This is a genomic window from Bradyrhizobium sp. SPXBL-02 (genome assembly GCF_051853065.1).
GTDB lineage: Bacteria > Pseudomonadota > Alphaproteobacteria > Rhizobiales > Xanthobacteraceae > Bradyrhizobium.
Genome location: NZ_CP182474.1, coordinates 3520736 through 3541328, shown reverse-complemented (window position 1 = coordinate 3541328; position 20593 = coordinate 3520736). Strand labels below are relative to the sequence as shown.

Here is a 20593-nt window from a genome sequence, read left to right as displayed (position 1 = left end):
CGCCGGCCGATGTCAGTGAAGAGACTCGTCCGCGCCGCGCCGGAACGGCGTCACCGGACCGCTTCGGTCGTCCGGTACAGCCGCAGATAGCTCGGCGAATACAGCGCCGCGTTCTTGAGCGCATCGAGGTCCGGGATGGTCAACGTTCGCTCCCGCAGCACGATCAGCCCCGCCGCGCGCAGCTCCTGGAGCGTCCGATTGAGGTGGACGACGGAAAGTCCCGTAGCATCGGCGAGATCCATTTGCGTCACGGGCATGAGGCAGGATTTGCCGTCGACCATCCCCACCGGGCGCAGCCGCTCCATGATTTCGCAGAAAAGATGCGCGACGCGCTCCAGCGCGACGCGACGGCCGAGATTGATCGCCCATTCGCGCTGGATCGCGCTGTTGAGCAGCGTCTCGCACCAGAACGCTTCCGACAGCGTGGGGTTGTTGGCGAGGAGGTTCTCGAAGCGGGCGCGCTTGATCTCGGCATAGACCACGGGCGTCAGCGCCACGATCGAATGGTCCATTTCCGAAAGCAGGTAAGCGTGCGCATCGCAGCTCTCGCCCGGGAAGATGAAATTCACGATCTGTCGCCGGCCGTCCTCCAGCGTCTTGTAGCGGCCGAGCCAGCCCGACAACAGGATTCGGACGCCATCGACGGGATCACCCTCGGTGATCAGATCCTCGCCGGATCCGGCACGCTGAAGGCCCTCGAGCATGGCGTATTCCAGCGATGCGCGTGCCTCGCTCGACAACGGCCGCAACGCGCTCAGCCGGCGAACGACCGGCTCCAGGACGGTGCGATCGGCTGTCGACAACGGCATCAGGCGGCCACCACCGGTGTGTGGAAGGCACGCTTGGTCAGGGGAATGGTGATGGTGCATTGCAACCCGGCCGGGTTGAATGTCATCGTGGTCTGCCCCTTCAGCTCGAACGCCAGCGTGCGCTCCAGAAGCTCGGTCCCAAACCCTTTTCGCGGCCTTGCCGTCACGACCGGTCCGCCACGCTCGCGCCATTCGAACACCAGCTCCGCCAGATCGGTGCTCTCATCGACGCGCCAGGTCACCTCGATGCGCCCGCTCGGCTGACTCAAGGCGCCGTATTTGAGCGCGTTGGTCGCGAGCTCGTGGATGGCGAGTGCGAAGGTTTCGGCGGCCTTGGGCTGGAAGCGGACCTTGGGGCCCGAGACGCGCATCTGCTCGCCTTCCCTGGCATTGTAGGCGAGCAGCTCCTCGACCACGAGATATTCGAGATCGACGCCGCCTTCGGGATCGCGCGTCACCAACGCCTGGGTGCGGGCGAAAGCATTGAGACGGCCGTCGAGATGGGAGGCGTATTCCTCCACGGTCGAGCTCGTTTCCGCTGAGCGGCGGGCAATCGAGCGCACCACGCCGAGCGTGTTGCGAACCCGGTGCTGGAGCTCGGCCAGCAGCAGGCGCTGCCGTTCCTCGGCACGGGTGATTGCGGTCACGTCGATGAAGGTGACGACGACGCCTGCGATGAAGTTGTCGACGCTACGATATGGCAGGATGCGCACGATGTAACGCGTGCCGCTGTCCGGCGCGCTCAGCTCGCGCTCGACGCTGGCGAGCGTGCGCAGAACGCGGCGGACGTCGTCGTAGAGCTCCTCGATCGGGATGCGCGCCTTGATATGGCTGATCGGCCGGCCCGTGTCGGTCTCGACCAGATGCAGGAGCTGCGTGATGGCGGGCGTGAAGTTCATCACGCGCAGATCGTTGTCGAGGAAGACCGTGGCGATCTGCGTGCTCTCGAGGAAGTTCTTGAGGTCGCTGGTGGCGCGCGTCAGCTCCTGAACGCGGTGCGCCAGCTCGCCGTTCACGGTGGTCAGCTCCTCGTTGACCGACTGCAGCTCCTCGCGCGAGGTCTCGAGCTCCTCGTTGGCCGACTGCAGCTCCTCGTTCAGCGATTGATATTCCTCGTTCGAGGATTTCAGCTCCTCATTGGTGCTCTCGAGCTCCTCGATGGTCGCCTGGAGGCGTTCGCGCGTGGCGCGCAGATCATTCTCGAGGCGCTCGACGTGCTCGGTGCGCACCAGCGCGTTCGGATTGCCCTGGTCGGATTCGATCGCCCGCGCCGGGCCGTCCTTGAACAGAACGACGAAACTACGGTGGCCGCCCACGCCGTCCTGGATCGGCTCGACGGTGATGTCGACGAGGACGCGGTGACCGTTCACGCCAAGCTGCACCTGCTCGGCATGAACCGGCTCGTTGGTGTCGGCGGCGCGGCTGAGCGTGGTGCGCAATTCCAGCCTGAGATCGCGGTGCACGAGCTGCAGCAGGTCGAGCGTGGCGGCGCCCGCCGTCGGCTCGATGTAACGGCCGGTGCGCCCGGAGAAATGCAGGACCTGGAAGTTCTCGTCGGTGATGACATAGGCCGGCGCATAGCGCTCCGCGATGCGATGCGCGCGCCGCTCCAGGCCGACGTCGGGGCCGAACGAGCGCATCGTCGGCACCTCGACCGGCACCCTGCCCGCCGCAGTCGTGATCGGAAATTCCGGCGGCAGCCGCGTTCCGGTCTCGAGCTTCTTGAAGATTCGGGCGCGGCGATCGACCGGAGAGAACAGCTTCGGATGCCGGGTCACGTTCTCGGAATTGCCGAGGAACAGATAGCGCTCCGATAGCAGCGCGAAGTGGAACAGCGGAATCACGCGATTCTGCAGCTCGGCGTTGAGATAGATCAGCAAATTGCGGCAGGAGACGAGGTCGAGCTTGGAGAACGGCGCATCCTTGATGACGTTGTGCTGTGAGAAGATGCACATTTCGCGCAGCTCCTTCACCACGCAATAGGTATCGCCCTCGCGCACGAACCAGCGCGCCAGGCGCTCGCTGGTCATATCCGCCTCGACATTGGTGCGATAGCGGCCGACGCGGGCGGTCGCGAGCGCCCGTCCATCGATGTCGGTGGCGAAGATCTGGACCTGCGGCACGGAATCCATCCGCGCCATGTGCTCGCGCAGGAGGATGCCGATCGAATAGGCCTCCTCGCCGGTGGCGCAGCCGAGCACCCAGACGCGGACCTGCTGGCCTGCCGCCTTGCCCTCGAAGATCTTCGGAATGATCTGCGTCTCCAGCACCTCGAACTCGCGCTTGTCGCGGAAGAATTCGGTGACGCCGATCAGGAGGTCGTTGAAGAGGTACTGCGCCTCGTCCTTGTCGCTGCGAAGGTAATCCACATAAGCGGCGATGTCGTCGATCCGGACCACCTGCATGCGCCGCTGCACGCGGCGCAGGAAGGTGTTCTGCTTGTAGCCGTGGAAATCGTTGCCGGTCTTGTTTCGCAGGATGTCGGCGATGCGCGACAGCGAGCTGGCGGCCGCGGCGAGGACCTCGTCGAAGCCCTGCTTCTCCTCCAGACGCCTGAGATGACGGGCATAGACCTGGATGTGCTCGGGGATATCCTCGGGCGGCAGCACATAATCGGCAATCGCAGCGGGCGTGTTGCCGTCGAGATGCCCGGTCTCGTCCGCGTTTGCGATCTTCTCGGCGATCGCGAGGCCGCCGTGATCCTTCAGCGTCGCCGTGCCCAGCGTACCGTCGCCGCCGGTGCCCGCGAGGATGACACCGATCGACTGCTCGGCGCGCTCCTCGGCCAGCGAGACCAGGAAGCTGTCGATCGTGGCGCGTTCACCGGGCGCCTGCTCGGCCTTGCGGATCGCGAAGCGATCGCCCTGGATGGTGGTGATCATGGCCGGTGGACACAGATAGATCGTGCCGCCTTCGATCGGGTGGCCGTCGGCGATATCGGCGATCTTGCTGCCATTGGAATTCTGCACGACGTCGCGCAGCTGCGGCTCGTCGAACGCCTCGTGGTGCTGAAGCGCCAGCACGATTGCTTGATCGTCCCCGACGGTCAGCTTGGCGAAGAAGCGTTCGATGCTGTCCCGCGCGCCCGGCGAGGCGCCGACCCCTATGATCAGCGGGGTCTTGCTCTGGTGCTGTGCGTCGACCGGCTGGTCGCCGTTTTCGGTCATGGCTCTGGTCGCTCACTGGCTGGCGGGAACCCGATGGGCGCCCCGCCCTGCAAATAGCAGAATCCGATATTATCCCAACACATCAAAGGCAGAAATGTCCCGGGCGTCTATTTGCTCCAGCTAGCCCGATTCAGGGGACGAGCGCGAGTGGGCCGCCTGCTGCTGCGCTGCGTCGAGCGGCGCAGTTCGGGAGATCGGCGTCAGGCGCCTTACGCTTCCGAATTGACCTCGCGCTGGAGATAGGCCACGCGCTGCTCGATCAGGATGCGGTGGCGCTCCCATTCGACCAGCGTCTGCTTGAGCAGATCGACCAGCCGCTCCGCCTGACACGTGTCGTGACCGCCTGCCATGAGCTCGAGCAGCCGGTCCTCCTGATCTCGAACCCGCAGCCAGCCGCTCTCGATGTCGTGCTCCGCCTTCACCAGCAGGCGCTGCTCAGCATCGAGCTGCGCGGTGCGTTCGGCAAGGGAGATGGCCATGGCCGCGCCCTCACGCCTCCCGTTTGCCCACGGAAGGATCGAGCGACTTTAGCACGACGCGCCGGATCATGTCGGCATATTCGCGGTATTCGAGCGCCCGAGCCTCGTACATTTCGGCGACCGCAGCCCGGCCGCTGCGCCGGCCATCGGCGGCCATGCGCTGCACCAGCTCCGCCCGCTCCTCGATGATCCGCAATGCCACGCGCAAGGCTTCGTCGACGCGCCCCTCCTGCTCCTTGGCGAGCGCATCGGCGGTGAAACCGTGGCCGACCTGGCAGCGGAAACGCATCGGGCGGGCGTTCTGGACCTCCGAGAGCACCCCGCCGCAGGCTGGACAGGTCAGGGCGACAGGGTCAGCCATAGAAACGAGACTGTCACTTCCGATCCGCTCGCCGGCCGCGATCTCGACCTCGAGCCTGATCTCGGGCGGGATTGGCAGCGCGGCGCCGGCCTGCTCCCTGACGAGCTCGGACAGCACGTCACCCATTGTGGCGCCCGGAACGCAGAGGTCGACCGTGGTCGCCTCCATGGCGCGCCGCGGCATCTCGTCGGAGATCGCATCTGCGGGGTCCTGCACCATGGCCAAGCCGCCGCAGCGCTTGATGGCGTTGAGGCCGGCCGCACCGTCGGACAACAGGCCGCTCAGGAGCACGCCGATGACGCGCGGCCCGTGATAGAGCGCGGCCGAGCGGAACAACGCATCGATCGCCGGCCGCACCATGTTCTCGCGCGGGCCGCGGCCGAGGAAGATGCGGTCCTCCGTGAGGAGAAGGTGATGGTCAGGGGCCCCCAGGTAGATCTGGCCGGGCTCGATCTTCATGCCGTTCTCGGCCTGCCGTACCGGGAGCGGCCCGGCACTGCCGGCGACCGTGGAGAGGATGCCGATGCCCTGCGCCGGAATGTGCAGGACGACGAAGACGGCTGCCGGCAAATCCGCGGGAAAACGGCCCAGAATCTGCTTCAATGGAGCGGTCGCCCCGGCCGAGCCCCCGATGACAATGATGTCGCGGTTGGCCATGGAACCCGCCTCCAATTGCATCGTTTGCTGTTTGCACCAAGGCGGATCGCCGGCCTATGTTCCTATGCGTTTGGAGGCCGAAACAGCATGGCGACGTCGCATCAGCGCGCAGAGCTCAAGGGGCGCCGCATTTTCGTGGTCGAGGACGAGTATTTTCTCGCCGATGACATCGGCAAGACATTCCGCGCGCTGGGTGCGGAGATCGCCGGTCCCGTCGGCCACCTCGAAGACGCGCTCAAGATCCTGCACGACGGCAGCGTCCTGGACGCCGCCGTGCTCGACGTGAACATCCGCAGCGAGATGATCTTTCCGATCGCGCGCGAGCTGAGAGCGCGGAACGTGCCGTTCCTGTTCACGACCGGATACGACAAGATCACGCTCGGTCCGGAGTTCCAGGACGTGCCGCTATTGGAAAAGCCGATCGATCTTGCGGCGATGGCACGGAAGCTGGCCGGGCTCATCGCCGAGCAGCCGATCCAGTGAACAGCGGTTGAACGGGTGCAACCGAGCGACGATCAAAATAAATGCGCGATGGCAAGCCAGGCGGTCACCGCCAGGCACAGGACAACTGCGGCGTAAGGTAGCGCGACGCGCAAGACGGCAAGCTCCCCCACTTCAGCTCATCATCATCCAGACGATTGCCACCATCATTACGAGAAAACCCGTAACCGCAGTCGCGACAAAGGCCTGTTCGATACGATCCATTGCCATCGCAGCCCCCGCTTGTTTCAGCCCGTGCAATTTGACGGTTTGAAGGCCGCGGCGCATTAGGCTATGTGAATCGAAGGTCTCCTTATCTCCGCAAGACGGTTCGCGCCGCTCCGCAGCATTGCGCGCGCGTCGCTTACGATCTTGCGGTACCCGGCTCCGCCATCTTGCGGTGCTGCTTGGCCAGCATCTCGTTCGGCGTGACGTTCGCAACCGTGGTCTGGATCTTGTTCTTCAGCCCGGTGACGATATCGGCCTCCCCGCGCAGCATCGCATCGAAACCCGCCTTGGCGACATCGTAGGCGCCGTCCTTCTTGTCGGTGCCGACCTTGGTGTCCATCATGTCGGCGCGGCGGAAGAACTCGGTCTCGGTCGCACCCGGCATCAGGCAGGTCACTGTGACGCCGCTGTCGCGCAGCTCCTCACGCAGCGCAAACGAGAATGAATCGAGGAACGCCTTGCTGGCGTTGTAGGCGGCCTGGAAACTGCCGGGCATGAAGCCGGCGATCGAGCCGGTGATCAGGATGCGGCCGGCATTGCGGCGGAGCATCTCATTGCCGACGCGGTGGATCAGATACAGCGTGCCGGTGATGTTGGTGTCGATGAGGTGCTTCACCCTGGCAAAGTCCTGGTCGAGGAAAGCCTTGCCGAGGCCGATGCCGGCATTGGCGAGCAGCGCGTCGATCGGCCGGTCGCCGATCGCCGCGCACAGCTTATCGACGCCCTCGGTGGTGGCGAGATCAGTCTCGACCGGCTCCACGCTGACGCCGTGCCGGCGCAGATCGACGGCCACCCGCTCGATCTGAGGCTCGTCCGCGGCGATGACGAGGTTGAACCCGGCCTGCGCGCAGCACCTGGCGAGTTCCAGACCGATACCGGTTGAGGCGCCTGTGACGACGGCGAGATGATTGGCGGGCATGCGGGAAATCCTTGCGATTGAGTCCTTGGAATCGAGGTGATCACGCTCAATCGCCGCCCTGCTCTCTCGTTCCAATTGCGTCGTCGTTCCTATTTGCGCAGGGCGAAGAATTTGCAGGCAGGCGATAGCAACCATCGTTCGTGCCTGGACTTAGATGGCACGTGGCTCAACCGGGAGGACGGACGATGAAGGCGCTGGTCTGGCACGGCAAGGAGGACATCCGGTGCGACACCGTCACTGACCCGGAGATTCAGGATCCACGCGACGCCATCATCAAGGTGACGAGCTGCGCCATCTGCGGCTCCGACTTGCACCTCTTCCACAATTTCATTCCGGGCATGCTGCCCGGTGACATCATGGGCCACGAGACCATGGGCGAAGTGGTCGAGGTCGGCTCGGGCGTCAACGGCAAGCTCAAGATGGGCGACCGCGTCGTCGTGCCGTTCACGATCATTTGCGGTGAATGCGACCAGTGCAAGCGCGGAAATTTCTCGGTCTGTGAGACCACCAACCGCAAGCGTCATCTGGCCGACAAGGTGTTCGGGCACGCGACGGCAGGCCTGTTCGGCTACACCCATCTGACCGGCGGCTATCCCGGCGGCCAGGCCGAATATCTCCGCGTGCCCTTTGCCGACGCCACTCACATCAAGGTGCCGGCGGGCATTCCCGACGAGCAATTGCTGTTCCTCAGCGACATCTTCCCGACCGGCTGGCAGGCCGCCGCGCAATGCGACATCGAGCCGACCGACACGGTCGCGATCTGGGGCTGTGGCCCGGTCGGACAGATGGCGATCCGCAGCGCCATCCTGCTCGGCGCCAATCAGGTGATCGCGATCGACTGCCTGCCGGAGCGGCTCAGCATGGCCGAGGCCGGCGGCGCCACCACGATCAACTTCGAGACCGAGAGCGTGGTGGAGCGGCTCCAGGAGCTGACCGACGGCAAGGGCCCGGAAAAATGCATCGATTGCGTCGGCATGGAGGCGCATGTGATGCCATCTCTGCCCGACACCCTGCTCGACCGCGCCAAGCAGATGGTGATGGCCGAGAGTGACAGGCCCCACGTGCTGCGCGAGATGATCTATGTCTGCCGTCCCGGCGGCATCATCTCGGTGCCAGGCGTGTACAGCGGCCTGTCCGACATGCTCCCGATGGGCGCCTTCATGAACAAGGGCCTGACGATGCGAACCGGCCAGACCCACGTCAACCGCTGGACCGACGACCTGCTCCGCCGCATCGAAGAAGGCGAGATCGACCCGTCCTTCGTCATCACCCACACCGTCCCGCTCGCCCAGGGACCGGAGATGTACCAGGTGTTTCGCGACAAGCGCGATTCCTGCGTCAAGGTCGTGCTGAAGCCCTGAGGAGCAAGCCATGTTTCACTTCTCCAACATCGTGCGTACCAAGGGCGACCCCAAGATCGTCGCGGGCGGACCGAGCCTGAAGCAGCCGGCGGACCAGCTCGCGCGCGCACTCGGCTGGTTCAGCATCGGCCTCGGCGTCGTCGAGCTCTTCGCACCGAGGCGCGTCACGCACACGCTGGGCATGGAAGGCCGTGAGACGCTGGTCCGCGCCTTCGGCGTGCGCGAGATCCTTGCCGGGATCATGTCGCTCTCGGTCGACAAGAACGCCGGCCTATGGGCCCGTGTCGGCGGCGACGGCCTCGATGCCGCCGCGCTGATGTCCGGGCTGACGTCGGACAATCCCAAGAAGGGCAACATCGCCCTGGCTCTGCTGATGGTCGGCGGCATCGCCGTGCTCGACTACCGCGCTGCGCAGGACACCAAGCCGCGCCGCCCGCCGCGCGATGCACGGCGCAAGCTCTATCCGAACCGCAGCGGATTCCCGAAGGGTATCGAGAGTGTCCGAACTGCGGCAAGGCAGATCGCGGGGCATGTTGGGCGCAACGAGGTGAAGCAAGGTGATGAGCGTCGAGTCCCGTGACGAAGCTGCGTGGTGGGAATCCGCCGTCATCTACGAGATCGCGCTGATCTCATTTCAGGACTCCAACGGTGACGGCAAGGGCGACCTTGCCGGACTGTTGTCGCGCATCGACTATTTGAAATGGCTCGGCGTCGATGCGGTGTGGCTGACGCCGATCCACAAGAGCCCCTTCCGCGACCTCGGCTACGACATCTCCGACTATTGCTCGATCGATCCCGCCTTCGGCAGCCTTGAGGAGTTCGATCGCCTGCTCGAGGCGCTGCACGGTGCGGGCATCCGGCTCATTCTCGACCTCGTCCCCAATCACACCGCGCACGATCATGCATGGTTCGTCGAGAGCGCAAGCTCGCGCAACAGCGCGAAGGCGGATTGGTACATCTGGGCTGATCCCGCCGAGAACGGCGGGCCGCCCAACAACTGGCTGAGCCGGTTCGGCGGCAGCGGCTGGGAATGGTGCGAGGCGCGCCGGCAATATTACTATCATTCCTTCCTGGTCGAGCAGCCCGACCTCAACTGGCGCAACCCACAAGTGCGCGCCGCGATCGCCGAGACCATGCGGTTCTGGCTCGACCGCGGCGTCGACGGCTTTCGCGTCGACGCCAGCGCGGTTCTGATCAAGGACCGGCTCTTGCGCGACAACCCGCCGAACCCCGAGGCCGAGGGCAAGCCGCCGCCGCAGCGGAACACGACGGTGTTTACCGACGACCGGCCCGAGACGATGGATTGCATCGAGTTCATCCGGGAGGTGATCGATGCCTATCCCGGGCGGATGCTGTGCGGCGAGGTCCAGGGCAAGACCGACCGCATCGGCCACTTCTACGGCAACGGCCGGCCGCGCCTGCATCTGCCGCTCAACTTCGCCCTGCTCGATTCCAAATGGGACGCCCTCTCGCTGCAGGCCACGATCGACGCCTATCTCAACGCCATCCCGGACGATGGCTGGCCGGTCTGGGTCATCGGCGGCCACGACAAGCAGCGGGTCGCGAGCAAGATCGGCGAGGCGCAGATGCGCGTGCTGGCGATGCTGCTGATGACGCTGCGGGGAACGCCGTTCTTCTTCATGGGCGACGAGATCGGCCGCAAGCGCGTGCCGATCCCGCCGGGCCGCGTTCACGATCCCTTCGAGAAGCTCGTGCCCGGCTATGGCCTGTGCCGCGATCCCGAACGCGCACCGATGCGATGGGACGACAGTCCCGACGGCGGCTTCACCACGGGCCGTCCATGGCTGCCGCTCGAGCCGCCCGATGGTGCGGCCAACGTCGCCGGACAGCAGCGCGACAAGCGTTCGATCCTGGCGCTGTTTCGCGCGCTGATGGCGCTGCGGCGCGAGCATATTGGTTTGCAACGGGGCGAATACGAACCGCTGCGGTCGCAGAACGATGTCCTGGCCTACAAGCGGCTGGATGGCCGTAACGAGATTCTGGTCGCGCTCAATATCGCGGCCGAACCGCGGAAATTCCACTGGCAAGGCCGCGGCCGTCTCTTGATGTCGACGCATCTGGATCGACAGGCCGAGCCGGTGCCGGATGCGTCCATCCTGCTCCGCGGCAACGAAGGCGTGATCATCACGCTCGAACCTCGGTGATATCAGCAGGAACCATCCGCGTTTCGAAGAGTCTCATCAATGCTTTCCGGCGTCTCCCCCCGCCGCCGGAGGCAGTTTGCAAGACCGCAGCCCCGGCGCCCACGCCCCCTTCAGGCGCCGGGGTAGCGGCGTGAGCCCGTCGGCAGGACATATCGGAGGCAGCTCATGGGCAAGACCAAAGGTCTGCAGCAACGGATCGCCGGCAAGGCCAAGCAGGCCGTCGGCGAAATCATCGGCGACCAGGATCTGCACGATGACGGCAAGGCGCAAGCCGAGCGCGGGCGCGCCGAACAAGACAAGCCGAGCGAACTCAATCCGCTGAAGAAGCTCAAGCAGCTGACGTGAACGCAGAGCCGCGACCAGCGCTCGCGAGTGGGGCGCGGCGCAGCATCGGCGAGCGGCGGCGTTCGCGCTGGATTGCCGCGGCCGCCCTCGGCCTGATCAGCAGCACGTTCTCGACCATCGTCAGCCAACTCTTCGCCGCCCGCATCGGCCGCGATGCCGCCGTCGACTGGATGACGGTCGCCGCAATTCCTGCGCGCGATTGGGCGATCAGCTCCGAGCCATCCTGGAGCGCAATCCTGACCGGGATCGCCTTTCACCAATGGGCCGATTTTTCCTGGGCGTTGGTTTTCTTTGGCGTGCTCGGACGCTGGACGGCCGACTTGCGGCCGATGACGATCCTGCTGCTGGCGCTGCCCTGGGCCGTGTTCTCTTCAGGCATGGAATGGTTCGTGCTGGTGCCGCTGTTTCCGTTTTGGCAGCCGCTGTTCACGCTGCAACAACCCTACTGGATCGGCCTGCTGGTCCACGGCTCCTCGGCCGTGATGTATCCTCTGTTCGCGCGCCTGCGCTGGAAGCGCGGGACTGCGCCTGACAGCGACGTGCGGTTCACCAATATGTGGATGACCGGCGCGCTGGCCGCGATTGCGGTGCTCGGTGCGGTCGCAATGTTCGGCGGTCACGGTTACGAGCCGCCGTGGATGGGCCGCGACAGGGATCACGACCAGGCCTACATCCGTCACATGACCACGCATCATGCCCAGGGCATCGAGCTGGCACGGACGGCGGCCGAGCGCGCGCAGGATCCACATCTGCGGAAGCTCGCGATGCTGATGGTCGCGAGCCAGACGGGCGAGAACCAGATCTTCGAGAATTGGTGGCTGAGCTGGTTCGACACGGAGATGCCCGATTGCAGCACCGAGGAGCGTGCGGCGATGCCGGGCTTCCTGACACCGGCCGAGATGCGCCAGGTCAAGACCGCGCCGCCGGACCAGTTCGACGCGCTGTTCGTCGAGGCGATGAGCAGGCACCACCGCGGTGCGGTCAGGATGGCCGACCGGATGTGGCACAGCCGCGGCGACCCTCGCCTGCGCATCATGGCGCACGCCATCCGCCACGCGCAGCAGGGCGAGATCGCACTGATGCACGGCACGAGCGGCGTCGCCGCCGTGACCACAGGCGTACGCAACATGCTCGGCGACAACGTCAATTGAGTGCGAGGAACCTTGATCGGCGAGCGGCTTGCTGCCTCCGCGATACCCCAAGCGAACGTATCAAACGTTAATGCTTTCCGCCGTCGTTCTCGGCCACACTTGGAGCCGATGGGGGATCGGAGATCAAATGCAGGCAGGATTTGCATTCTCGAAACTCGCCGACCGCCTGACGAGCCTCGTCGAACTGACCCCGGACCATCTCGATCTGCTCGCGGACATGCCGAGCAGCATCGCGCATTTCGGCGCGCATCAGACCATCCTGCGCCACGGCGATGAGGCAACGCAATGCTGCCTGGTGCTCCAGGGATATCTGTCCTGGCAAAATGACGAAAGCGCAGATGGCCAGATCACCGCGATCTGCGTGCCCGGCGACATCGCCAACCTGCAAAGCCTGTATCGCCCGCGCATCGAGGGCAACCTGACCGCACTCGGCCCCGCAATCGTCGCGCTCGTGCCGCACCGCTTCTTTCGCGAGCTCGCGGTGCGTTCTCCGGCGATGTCGCATGCCCTGCTGTTGATTCTGCTTGCCGATCACGCCATCCAGCGCAACTGGACGGTGAACCTCGGCAGCCGGGACGCATTGACGCGCGTGGCGCATCTGCTTTGCGAGATCACCGTTCGGCTGCAAGCCGTCGGGCTCGCCAGAGACTTCAGATTGTCCTCGCCGTTCACCCAGTCCGATGTCGCCGCGGCCTGCAGCATCTCCCCGGTCCATGCCAACCGCACCATCCAGGAGCTGCGCCGCTGCAATCTGCTGCAATGGCAGGGCAAGACCTTGACCATCACGGACTGGCCGGGCCTGGTCCGGCTTGCCGGTTTCGACCCGGCCTATCTGAACATGCGATCCGGCGCGGACGTTGCAATGCCGGCACATGTGAGACCGGTGACGGCCGACGTCGCCGTCGCTTGAGGAGCTTGCGCGGCTCGACGAGACCGCATCGTAGCTCCCTATTCTCGCCACACCTCGGCCAGCTCTTCTGCCGTCACCAGGTCGACCTGGCCGTGAAAGCGGGTGCGATACATCGTCATCAGCGCGTCGTGGCCGACGTCGGACGAGCTGCACAGCGCGTCCTCGATGATGACGATCCTGAAGCCGAGATCGACGGCGCTCAGGACTGTCGAGAGCACGCAGACGTCCGTTTCCGCGCCCGATATCACGACGGTGCCGACGTTCTTCTCGACCAGCAGGCTCGCAAGACCGGGATTGCTGAACGCGGAATAGGCCGGCTTGTCGATCACAGCGGCCGGCGGAACGAACCGGGCCAAGGCCGGCACGAGCTCCAGAGCCGATGATGGCAGATGCCTGCGCGTCGCCTGGCGCCAGCGGCGGAAATAGGCCTGCCACTGCCCAGGGCGATCCTCCGGATCCTGCGGGGTGATGAAGCGTGTGAAGATCGTTCTCTCCGCGTGGCGCGAAACGACCGAGACGATTGTCGGCAGGACGCGCTCCATCCACGGCGTCGCCCAAAGGCCGTCCGGAGCAAAAATGTTCTGCATGTCGATGCACAGGTGAACGGCGCCGCGGACCTCGGCAACATCGGACGTAGCGTCCCTCATCAGCCTCCACCTTCAAGCGCATTCGGCGACCAGTTGCGAATGCAAGGCGAGGGCTTTGGTTCCGAAGCGCCGCCATGCGGCGCGAACCTGGGCGAAAACCCGCCCAGAAAAGCTATAAAAATGAAGGTGGTGCGCTCGGAGGGACTCGAACCCCCACGGTGTTACCCACTGCCACCTCAAGGCAGCGCGTCTACCAGTTCCGCCACGAGCGCTAGGAGATGCCGGCCTGAGGTCGTTCGGGTGGCCGGATCAGCGGCCGCGGATCTAACAAATCCATCAGGGGGATACAAGCCTGCAAAGACCCTGAATTCCACAAGCTTGGCAGGAATTCTCACCTGCCCGGATCGGCCCTATCAAGGCCCTGGCCCTACCGGGTCCCCGGCGAGCGCGGCAGCATCTGCTTGACCTCGACCGCGATTCGGTTGCGGTCGACCAGCACGACGCCGGAGGCGACCGGCAGGTTATTGGCGAGCACCTTGACCTCGTCGGCCTCGGTTGCGTCCAGCTCGATGATGGCGCCGCGGGAAAGACGTAATACCTGATGGATCGGCATGGTGGTCGTCCCGAGGACGACCATGAGATCCACGGTGACTTTGTCGAGAGTGGGCACTGTCAGGACCGCCGCAACTTGGGACTTACGCCAAAGGACTTGGCATTTGCTCCTGATCATCACCACGTTATGGTTAGCCAATGGTTAATTCGCCCCAAAACCCCGGCCAAGAACGGCGTCAGGACCAGCGTCAACACCTCGATTTGACGTCGTTTTCCGCCGCGGGCGGCGAAGTCGTCGAATGGCGGATTTCGGACGCTCCGGTGCCCTATCCGGAGGCGATGGCGACCATGGAGGCGCGCGTCGCGGCGATTGCCGCGGGCGAGGCGCCGGAATTGGTCTGGCTGCTCGAGCACCCCCCGCTCTACACGTCGGGCACATCGGGCAAGGAGAGCGACCTGCTCGAAGCCCGATTCCCGACCTTCGCGACGGGGCGCGGCGGGCAGCTCACCTATCACGGGCCCGGCCAGCGCGTGGCCTACATCATGCTCGACCTCAAGCGCCGCCGGCCGGACGTGCGCGCCTATGTCGCGAGCCTGGAGGAGCTGATCCTGAAGACGCTGGCCGCCTTCAACGTCCGCGGCGAACGGCGCGAGGACCGGGTCGGCGTCTGGGTCAGACGCCCCGACAAGGGGCCCGAGCACGAAGACAAGATCGCGGCGATCGGCGTCCGCCTGAAGCGCTGGGTCTCGTTTCACGGCATCGCGATCAATGTCGAGCCGGAGCTGTCGCATTTCGCCGGCATCGTGCCCTGCGGCGTCGTCGACCCCCGCTACGGCGTCACCTCGCTGGTCGATCTCGGCCAGCTCGTGACCATGGCCGATGTCGATATCGCGCTTCGGCAGGCGTTCGAAGAGCTGTTCGGACCGACCCGCGCGCTGCTGCCGGAAACGGCCGTCTAATACTTTTTTCTGTTTGAGCTGACCGCGCACGCTCTCCGCCCCTGGCGGAATCAGCTACGCTTCATTCCGGTGTCGCCCACGCCTCCCCCCTCCGCCGGGAAAGCAGACCTCATGCCGGGCGAGTTGATCATCGGCCGACTGTTCGAGCGCCAGGCATAAGGAGGGGTTGCGATCCATGCTCGCACTGGGAGGTTTTGACGATGAAACTGTCTGCACCGATCTACCATCTGAAGCGCACGGCCAAGCGCCTGTCCCGCGATGCCGGCATTCCGCTCCACGACGCGCTTGACCGCGTCGCTGCGACGGAAGGGTTTTCCGCCTGGAGCATGCTTGCGGCCAAAGCAGCCGCACGGACTCCGGCGAGCAAACTGTTCGCGCAATTCCGTCCGGGCGATCTGGTGCTGGTCGGGGCGCGTCCCGGCCAGGGCAAGACGCTGATGAGCCTCGAACTTGCCGTCGAGGCCATGAAGTCCGGCCATCCCGCCGCGTTCTTCTCGCTCGAATATACCGAGAAGGATGTGCTGGATCGTCTGCGGGTGATCGGCGTGGAGCCCGCGCAGTTCGACAAGCTGTTCGAGGTCGATTGCTCGGACGTCATCAGCGCCGACTATGTCGTGAAACAAATGGCATCGGCGCCGCGCGGAACGCTCGTCGTGATCGACTACCTGCAACTGCTCGACCAAAGGCGGGAAAATCCCGATCTGACGGTGCAGGTGCGCGCGCTGAAATCGTTTGCGCGCGACATGGGGCTGATCGTCGTCTTCATCTCGCAAATCGACCGGTCCTACGATCCCGCGGTCAAGCCCTGCCCCGATCTCGGCGATGTACGCTTGCCGAACCCGCTGGACCTGAAGCTGTTCGACAAGACGTGCTTCATCAACGACGCCGAAGTGCAGTTCCGCGCCGCGAGCTGATGGCTTCAGGCCGCGGGTGAGATCGTTCACCCGCGGCCTCCGGCATCACGCCGCCTGCAGCGAAACCTCGAGCTTGCCGGCGATGTAGCGCCGTTCCTGGGTCAGGCCGCCGAAGCCGTAGGCGTCGCCCTTGACCTCGTCGACATGCAGGTAGGTCTCCGGATGCAGCGGACCCAGGATCTCGGCCATGCGCTTGAACATGGCGGCGAGATAGGCCGCCTTCTCGTCCTTGGTGTTGGTGCCCTCGGTGACGTGGATGTCGATCCAGTAGCTGGCGAGCTTCTGCTCGGCGAGCGACTTGCCGCCGGCGAACCAGTCGCCGGCATCGACCGACTTCACGATGATGGCGGTGACCTTCGGGTCCTTGTGCAGGATTTTTGCGGTGAGCTCGGACACGGCATTGGCGATGTCGGCCTTCAGCGACGGCGACTGGCGGGACGAGGTGTAGGACACGGTGATCAGCGGCATGGTGGTTCTCCCTAAGATGCCACGCGACCTGCGCGGCGTTGGTGAGAAGCTAGACCTGCGGGCGTCATTTTGGTATCTTATCTCTACTGATATCAATGATAACGATCTGTAATGACAGCCACGCTCGACATCGCCACCGTCCAGGCCTTCCTGCTGGTCGCCGACCTCCAGAGCTTTACCCGTGCCGCCGAAGCGCTCGGCACGACGCAGGCGGCGGTCAGCCTGAAGCTGCAGCGGCTGGAGACGCTGCTGGCAAAGCGGCTCGTGGAGCGCTCGCCACGCGCGGTCCGGCTCACCTCCGACGGCGCGGCCTTCCTCGATCGCGCCCGCGCGCTGATGGCGGCGCATGATCGCGCGCTGTCGGGCGACGCGTCAGCCGCGCAGTCGCTCACACTCGGCATCTCCGATCACGCCGCGGGACCCGAACTGGTGCCGCTGCTCGAACGGTTGCATGCGATGTCGTCGAACCTCACCCTCGCCGTCACCATCGGCTTCTCGCGCGAGATGCAGGATGCCTATGATGCGGGCGAGCTCGATGCAGTGATCGTGCGCCAGGAAGGCAGCCGCCGCGGCGGCGAGAAGCTGGCCGAGGACGAGTTTGGCTGGTTCGCGTCACGCCGCTTCACCCTGCCGAAGGGTGAGCCGCTGCCGCTCGCAACACTCGCCCCACCCTGCGGTGTCCGCGCCGTCGCCGTGCGCGCGCTCGACAAGGCCGGCCTTGTCTGGCGCGAGCGCTTCGTCGGCGGCGGCGTCACGGCAGTGGTCGCAGCAGCCCTTGCCGGGCTTGCGATCGCGCCGCTGGCGCGGCGGATCGCGCCGGCAGGGTTGGTCGACATCGGTCCTGCGCAAAAGCTGCCGAAACTCGGCAGCTCCAAGGTGATGCTGCATTCGAAGGTCAGCGATCCCGCCAAGCTGGCGGCGCTGCGTGCGGTGGCGGCGACGTTTCGGAGCGTGGCGACCGCCTAGCGAAACCACTGACCTTCCTCCCCGGCGTATCTGCCAGCGACGAACCAATAGACAAGTCCCGCGGAACCGCCGGCGAGAACAAACGCGGCGCCGAACGAGCCGGCGACCTGGAACAGCAGCGCGCAAAACAGCGATCCAATCGCGGCGCCCGAAGCCGCGTAGAACAATAGGGATCGGATGCGCAGCCGTTCGGCGAGCCAGATCACCGCGCCAGCCGGAAGCCCCGTTAACGTGCAGACGACAAGCAGCGTCAGCGGGAGCACGAAGATGAGCATCAAGGCGATGCCCACCAGTTGTCCAGCGCTATTCATGGCTCCAATGAAGATGGCCAGTATGATGGAATGCAGGACCGCAGATGCGGCCACGCATCCGCGGAACCAACCGTTCACAGCGCGAGGACATTCATCGCAGGACATGATACAACCTCACAAGATCGCCTCGAACGCACTGCGCAGCGTCTCGTGGCGGAACACGAAGCCGCGGCTCAGCGCCTTGTTCGGCAGCACGCGCTGGCCGCCGAGCAGCAGCTCGTCGGCAAAGCCGCCGCCGATCCGGCGGAGCAGGCCGCCGGGGATACGGAACACCGCAGGCCGGTGCAGGCGGCGGCCGAGTTCTTCCGTGAATTTTGCATTGGTGACCGGGATCGGCGCGGTGGCATTGACGGGACCCGCCAGATCCGGCGTCGCGATCACATAGGCGATCAGGCGGATCAGATCGTCGCGTTCGATCCAGGACATCCACTGCCGCCCGGTGCCGAGCGGGCCGCCGAGGCCGAACTCGAACGGCGTCAGCACGCGCGTGATGAAGCCGCCTTCGGTGCCGAGCACGAGGCCGATGCGCAAATACACCACGCGCACGCCAAGCTCCTCCGCCGGCCGCGCCGCTCCCTCCCAGGCCGCGCACAGCTCGTGGCTGAAGCAGGCGTGAGATTTGGCCGACTCGGTCAGCACCTGGTCCGCCCAAAGGCCGTACCAGCCGATCGCCGAGCCGCTGATCAGTACCTCTGGCTTGCGCGCGAGCCGCGCGATCAGTTTGACGATATCGCCGGTCATGTCGATGCGCGAGCCGATGATCTTGGCGCGCTTCGCTTCGGTCCACAGGCCGTTGCCGATCGGCTCACCGGCGAGGTTGACGATGGCATCGATCTGCGTGTCCGAGGCGAGCTGATCGAGGCTCGTGATCAGCGTCACCGGCGGCGGCAGCATCTCGGCTTTCGCGGGATTGCGGATCAGCGCGATGACGTGGTGCCCTGCCCCGCTGAGGCTTGCCGCAAGCCGGCTGCCGATGAAGCCGGTGGCGCCTGATATCAGCACGGTCTTGCGGCTGGGTAGCTTTTCAACAAGCCCGGCCGCCGGCACGCTTCGCATGCGGGCGAGCCGGTGCATCGCGGCAAAATCCCTGACGCCGCACAGCGCAGCGCCGAGTGCGCAGGCGATCGCGGCGATGCTGAGCAGACCCTGATAGACGACGGTCACGCCGACGGGCTGCATCGCCCAGGCGATCAGCACGGGCAGCAGCAGCACCAGGATGGCGCCGTAATTGATCGCAAGCAGCGTATGATTGATGCGCTCGCTCGGCGGCAGCTTGCGGCTCAGATCCTCCTCGACGAAATCCATCAAGGTGATGACGATCTCGGCGACCAGCACCGCGACGATCAAGACCGCCAGCACGCCGTGAACCTCGAGCCAGCCGAGCACCAGCAACAGCAGCGCATAGAGCATGTTGCGGATGCCGTGCAGCTTCAGCTCGAAGCGCTGCGACGGCCGCCAGGCCAGGCGCTCGGTGAATTCGTGGTGATAGAAGGTGTCGAACACTCCCATCACGATCTGGATGGCGATGAGTGTCCACAACAGCGGCGTCATGATACGGCCTCCTTGAACAGGACGGACTGATGGATCAGCGCGCCGTGACGCGGGTGAGTGACGTCGAGGGTGAAGCGGAAAGCGCCCTCGCCGAGATCTCGATGCGTCACGATCAGCTCGCCCGGCGTCAGCCAGCGCGGCAGCGGAAGCCACAGGCGTCCAAGCTGAAGGCCGTAGCCGGCGCTGCGAAAGATCAGCACCTGATCCTCGACCGCGATGCGCAGCGCCATCGATACGCCGAAGCCGACATATTCCTCGAGCCCCGTCGGACCGGCAAAACGCTTGGCGGAATGGATCACCTGCGGAAAGCCGCGCTTGCGCGCGCAGATGCGCGTCCAGGTCTGACCGCCGGTCGCGCCGTCCTCGGTGACCGTGACGATCATGGGCACACCGATGTCGCGGCCGGTGGGCAATGGTCCGCCGATCAGGCGCGCGGCCTGCGCGAACCACCAGCCGAAATCGCTGAAGGCGAGCTCGTCGACCACGCCGACATAGACGACACTGTCGCCGTCGGCGACGCGTTTCGAGAAGCGCCGCCAGGTCGCGAGCGGCAAGCGGCCCCAATCCTCGTCCGACAGCAGCGCGCGGAAACGACGGTCGTCGAGCAGTCTCGTGTGAGCGGAGGTCGATGCGTTGGAGCCTGATAGTCTTGCCGACGTCATCACACCCTCCTCGACACTATTTGACCTTGCCCAGCGGCAGCAGGTTGGCGATCTTCTCGCCAAGCCGCATCAAGGCGACCAGCCGCGGCCGCGGCACTTTCAGCATCTGCATGAACCAGTGGTCGGCGAGCTCGGTGAACGCGAGCATCTCCTTCAGGCGCTTGGCCGCGACGGGACTGATGCCGGGATCGTCCGTGGCATCGGATACGCAGGCGCGCAGCGCTGCGATCGCCGGGTCGATCTCCCGCTCCTTGCGCCGCGCCGCGATCCTCGCGGCGATCTCCCAGATGTCGGTCTCCGCCTCGTAATGGTCGCGGCGGTCGCCCAGGATCGGCACCCGCCGGATCAGGTTCCAGGCGAGCAGCTCCTTCAGCGAGTTGGAGACGTTGGAGCGTGCCATGCCGAGCGTGTCGGCGATGTCCTCGGCGGTCATCGGCGCCTCGGCGAGATAAAGCAGCCCATGAATCTGGCTCACCGAGCGATTCACTCCCCACTCGTCGCCCATATCGCCCCAATGCAGGATGAAGCGCTCGACGGCGGCGGGAAGTTTCTTCTTTCCGGTTATTTCTGTCATGACAGAAACATCTGAC

Annotated in this window: 22 protein-coding genes and 1 tRNA gene; 10 read left to right on the top strand and 13 right to left on the bottom strand. The window is 65.2% G+C overall.

Features of this window, described 5'->3' with window-relative positions; all coding sequences use genetic code 11:
* Positions 1-50 precede the first annotated feature (50 nt).
* The 4 genes from ACNJYD_RS16370 to ACNJYD_RS16355 form a co-directional block, all read right to left on the bottom strand.
* Entirely contained in the window at positions 51-809 is a 759-nt protein-coding gene (locus ACNJYD_RS16370) for a Crp/Fnr family transcriptional regulator (RefSeq protein WP_439366925.1), read from the bottom strand.
* Positions 809-3976: a CheR family methyltransferase gene (locus tag ACNJYD_RS16365; protein ID WP_439366924.1), complete on the bottom strand. Its 3168-nt coding sequence runs from the start codon at positions 3974-3976 to the stop codon at positions 809-811. Before ACNJYD_RS16365 ends, ACNJYD_RS16370 begins: the two co-directional genes overlap by 1 nt.
* A 209-nt stretch (positions 3977-4185) precedes the next feature.
* On the bottom strand, positions 4186-4455 hold the full coding sequence (locus ACNJYD_RS16360; protein WP_439366923.1) for a hypothetical protein: 270 nt from the start codon (positions 4453-4455) through the stop codon (positions 4186-4188).
* Between the two features lie 10 nt (positions 4456-4465).
* Positions 4466-5473, bottom strand: coding sequence for a chemotaxis protein CheB (locus tag ACNJYD_RS16355; RefSeq protein WP_439366922.1), 1008 nt, complete (start codon positions 5471-5473; stop codon positions 4466-4468).
* An 87-nt stretch (positions 5474-5560) separates the two neighbouring features.
* On the opposite strand from ACNJYD_RS16355, the gene ACNJYD_RS16350 reads away from it, so the two are divergent.
* Entirely contained in the window at positions 5561-5956 is a 396-nt protein-coding gene (locus ACNJYD_RS16350; RefSeq protein ID WP_439366921.1) for a response regulator, read from the top strand.
* 361 nt (positions 5957-6317) lie between these two features.
* Here ACNJYD_RS16350 and ACNJYD_RS16345 read toward each other — a convergent pair whose 3' ends face one another.
* Entirely contained in the window at positions 6318-7100 is a 783-nt protein-coding gene (locus ACNJYD_RS16345; RefSeq protein WP_439366919.1) for an SDR family NAD(P)-dependent oxidoreductase, read from the bottom strand.
* A 185-nt stretch (positions 7101-7285) separates the two neighbouring features.
* Between ACNJYD_RS16345 and ACNJYD_RS16340 the strand changes: the two genes are divergently transcribed.
* The 6 genes from ACNJYD_RS16340 (at position 7286) to ACNJYD_RS16315 (ending at position 13032) form a co-directional block, all read left to right on the top strand.
* On the top strand, positions 7286-8461 hold the full coding sequence (locus ACNJYD_RS16340) for a zinc-dependent alcohol dehydrogenase (RefSeq protein WP_439366917.1): 1176 nt from the start codon (positions 7286-7288) through the stop codon (positions 8459-8461).
* A gap of 10 nt (positions 8462-8471) precedes the next feature.
* Positions 8472-9041 carry a hypothetical protein gene (locus ACNJYD_RS16335; protein ID WP_439366916.1) on the top strand — a complete coding sequence of 190 codons (570 nt, stop codon included), beginning with the start codon at positions 8472-8474 and terminating at the stop codon, positions 9039-9041.
* Positions 9022-10626: an alpha-amylase family glycosyl hydrolase gene (locus ACNJYD_RS16330; RefSeq protein ID WP_439366915.1), complete on the top strand. Its 1605-nt coding sequence runs from the start codon at positions 9022-9024 to the stop codon at positions 10624-10626. Before ACNJYD_RS16335 ends, ACNJYD_RS16330 begins: the two co-directional genes overlap by 20 nt.
* 165 nt (positions 10627-10791) lie before the next feature.
* Complete coding sequence (locus tag ACNJYD_RS16325; RefSeq protein ID WP_271499153.1) at positions 10792-10971, top strand: CsbD family protein; 180 nt, start codon at positions 10792-10794, stop codon at positions 10969-10971.
* Positions 10968-12122: a DUF305 domain-containing protein gene (locus tag ACNJYD_RS16320; RefSeq protein WP_439366914.1), complete on the top strand. Its 1155-nt coding sequence runs from the start codon at positions 10968-10970 to the stop codon at positions 12120-12122. Before ACNJYD_RS16325 ends, ACNJYD_RS16320 begins: the two co-directional genes overlap by 4 nt.
* Before the next feature lie 127 nt (positions 12123-12249).
* On the top strand, positions 12250-13032 hold the full coding sequence (locus ACNJYD_RS16315) for a Crp/Fnr family transcriptional regulator (RefSeq protein ID WP_439366913.1): 783 nt from the start codon (positions 12250-12252) through the stop codon (positions 13030-13032).
* Between the two features lie 38 nt (positions 13033-13070).
* On the opposite strand, the gene ACNJYD_RS16310 is transcribed toward ACNJYD_RS16315, so the two are convergent.
* The 3 genes from ACNJYD_RS16310 to ACNJYD_RS16300 all read right to left on the bottom strand — a co-directional run bounded on the left by ACNJYD_RS16310 (position 13071) and on the right by ACNJYD_RS16300 (position 14289).
* Positions 13071-13679, bottom strand: a complete 609-nt coding sequence (locus ACNJYD_RS16310; RefSeq protein WP_439366912.1) for a cysteine hydrolase family protein — start codon at positions 13677-13679, stop codon at positions 13071-13073.
* A gap of 127 nt (positions 13680-13806) precedes the next feature.
* Positions 13807-13891 (bottom strand) — tRNA-Leu (locus ACNJYD_RS16305).
* A 155-nt stretch (positions 13892-14046) separates the two neighbouring features.
* The gene (locus ACNJYD_RS16300) at positions 14047-14289 is read right to left on the bottom strand and encodes a FliM/FliN family flagellar motor switch protein (protein WP_018647371.1); all 243 of its coding nucleotides are present in this window, start codon (positions 14287-14289) and stop codon (positions 14047-14049) included.
* Between the two features lie 80 nt (positions 14290-14369).
* Between ACNJYD_RS16300 and lipB the strand changes: the two genes are divergently transcribed.
* Positions 14370-15131 carry a lipoyl(octanoyl) transferase LipB gene (gene lipB, locus ACNJYD_RS16295; protein ID WP_439366911.1) on the top strand — a complete coding sequence of 254 codons (762 nt, stop codon included), beginning with the start codon at positions 14370-14372 and terminating at the stop codon, positions 15129-15131.
* Positions 15132-15331: 200 nt separating this feature from the next.
* A complete protein-coding gene (locus tag ACNJYD_RS16290; protein ID WP_439366910.1) occupies positions 15332-16045 on the top strand; it encodes a DNA helicase in 714 nt (237 codons plus the stop codon).
* A gap of 45 nt (positions 16046-16090) precedes the next feature.
* On the opposite strand, the gene ACNJYD_RS16285 is transcribed toward ACNJYD_RS16290, so the two are convergent.
* Positions 16091-16513, bottom strand: a complete 423-nt coding sequence (locus tag ACNJYD_RS16285; RefSeq protein WP_271499163.1) for a tautomerase family protein — start codon at positions 16511-16513, stop codon at positions 16091-16093.
* A 111-nt stretch (positions 16514-16624) separates the two neighbouring features.
* Here ACNJYD_RS16285 and ACNJYD_RS16280 point away from each other — a divergent pair, with 111 nt between their 5' ends.
* Complete coding sequence (locus tag ACNJYD_RS16280) at positions 16625-17479, top strand: LysR family transcriptional regulator (protein WP_439366909.1); 855 nt, start codon at positions 16625-16627, stop codon at positions 17477-17479.
* On the opposite strand, the gene ACNJYD_RS16275 is transcribed toward ACNJYD_RS16280, so the two are convergent.
* From ACNJYD_RS16275 to ACNJYD_RS16260, 4 genes are read right to left on the bottom strand one after another with little or no spacing between them, the layout of a single operon-like run.
* Positions 17476-17895 carry a hypothetical protein gene (locus ACNJYD_RS16275; RefSeq protein WP_212255017.1) on the bottom strand — a complete coding sequence of 140 codons (420 nt, stop codon included), beginning with the start codon at positions 17893-17895 and terminating at the stop codon, positions 17476-17478. The two genes, ACNJYD_RS16280 and ACNJYD_RS16275, sit on opposite strands and share 4 nt — an antisense overlap.
* 9 nt (positions 17896-17904) lie before the next feature.
* Positions 17905-19341, bottom strand: a complete 1437-nt coding sequence (locus ACNJYD_RS16270) for a TIGR01777 family oxidoreductase (RefSeq protein ID WP_439366908.1) — start codon at positions 19339-19341, stop codon at positions 17905-17907.
* Positions 19338-20003, bottom strand: coding sequence for a DUF4166 domain-containing protein (locus ACNJYD_RS16265; RefSeq protein WP_439366907.1), 666 nt, complete (start codon positions 20001-20003; stop codon positions 19338-19340). The genes ACNJYD_RS16270 and ACNJYD_RS16265 overlap by 4 nt, the downstream gene beginning before the upstream one ends.
* A gap of 16 nt (positions 20004-20019) precedes the next feature.
* Positions 20020-20577, bottom strand: a complete 558-nt coding sequence (locus ACNJYD_RS16260; RefSeq protein ID WP_172783297.1) for a GbsR/MarR family transcriptional regulator — start codon at positions 20575-20577, stop codon at positions 20020-20022.
* Positions 20578-20593: the final 16 nt, after the last annotated feature.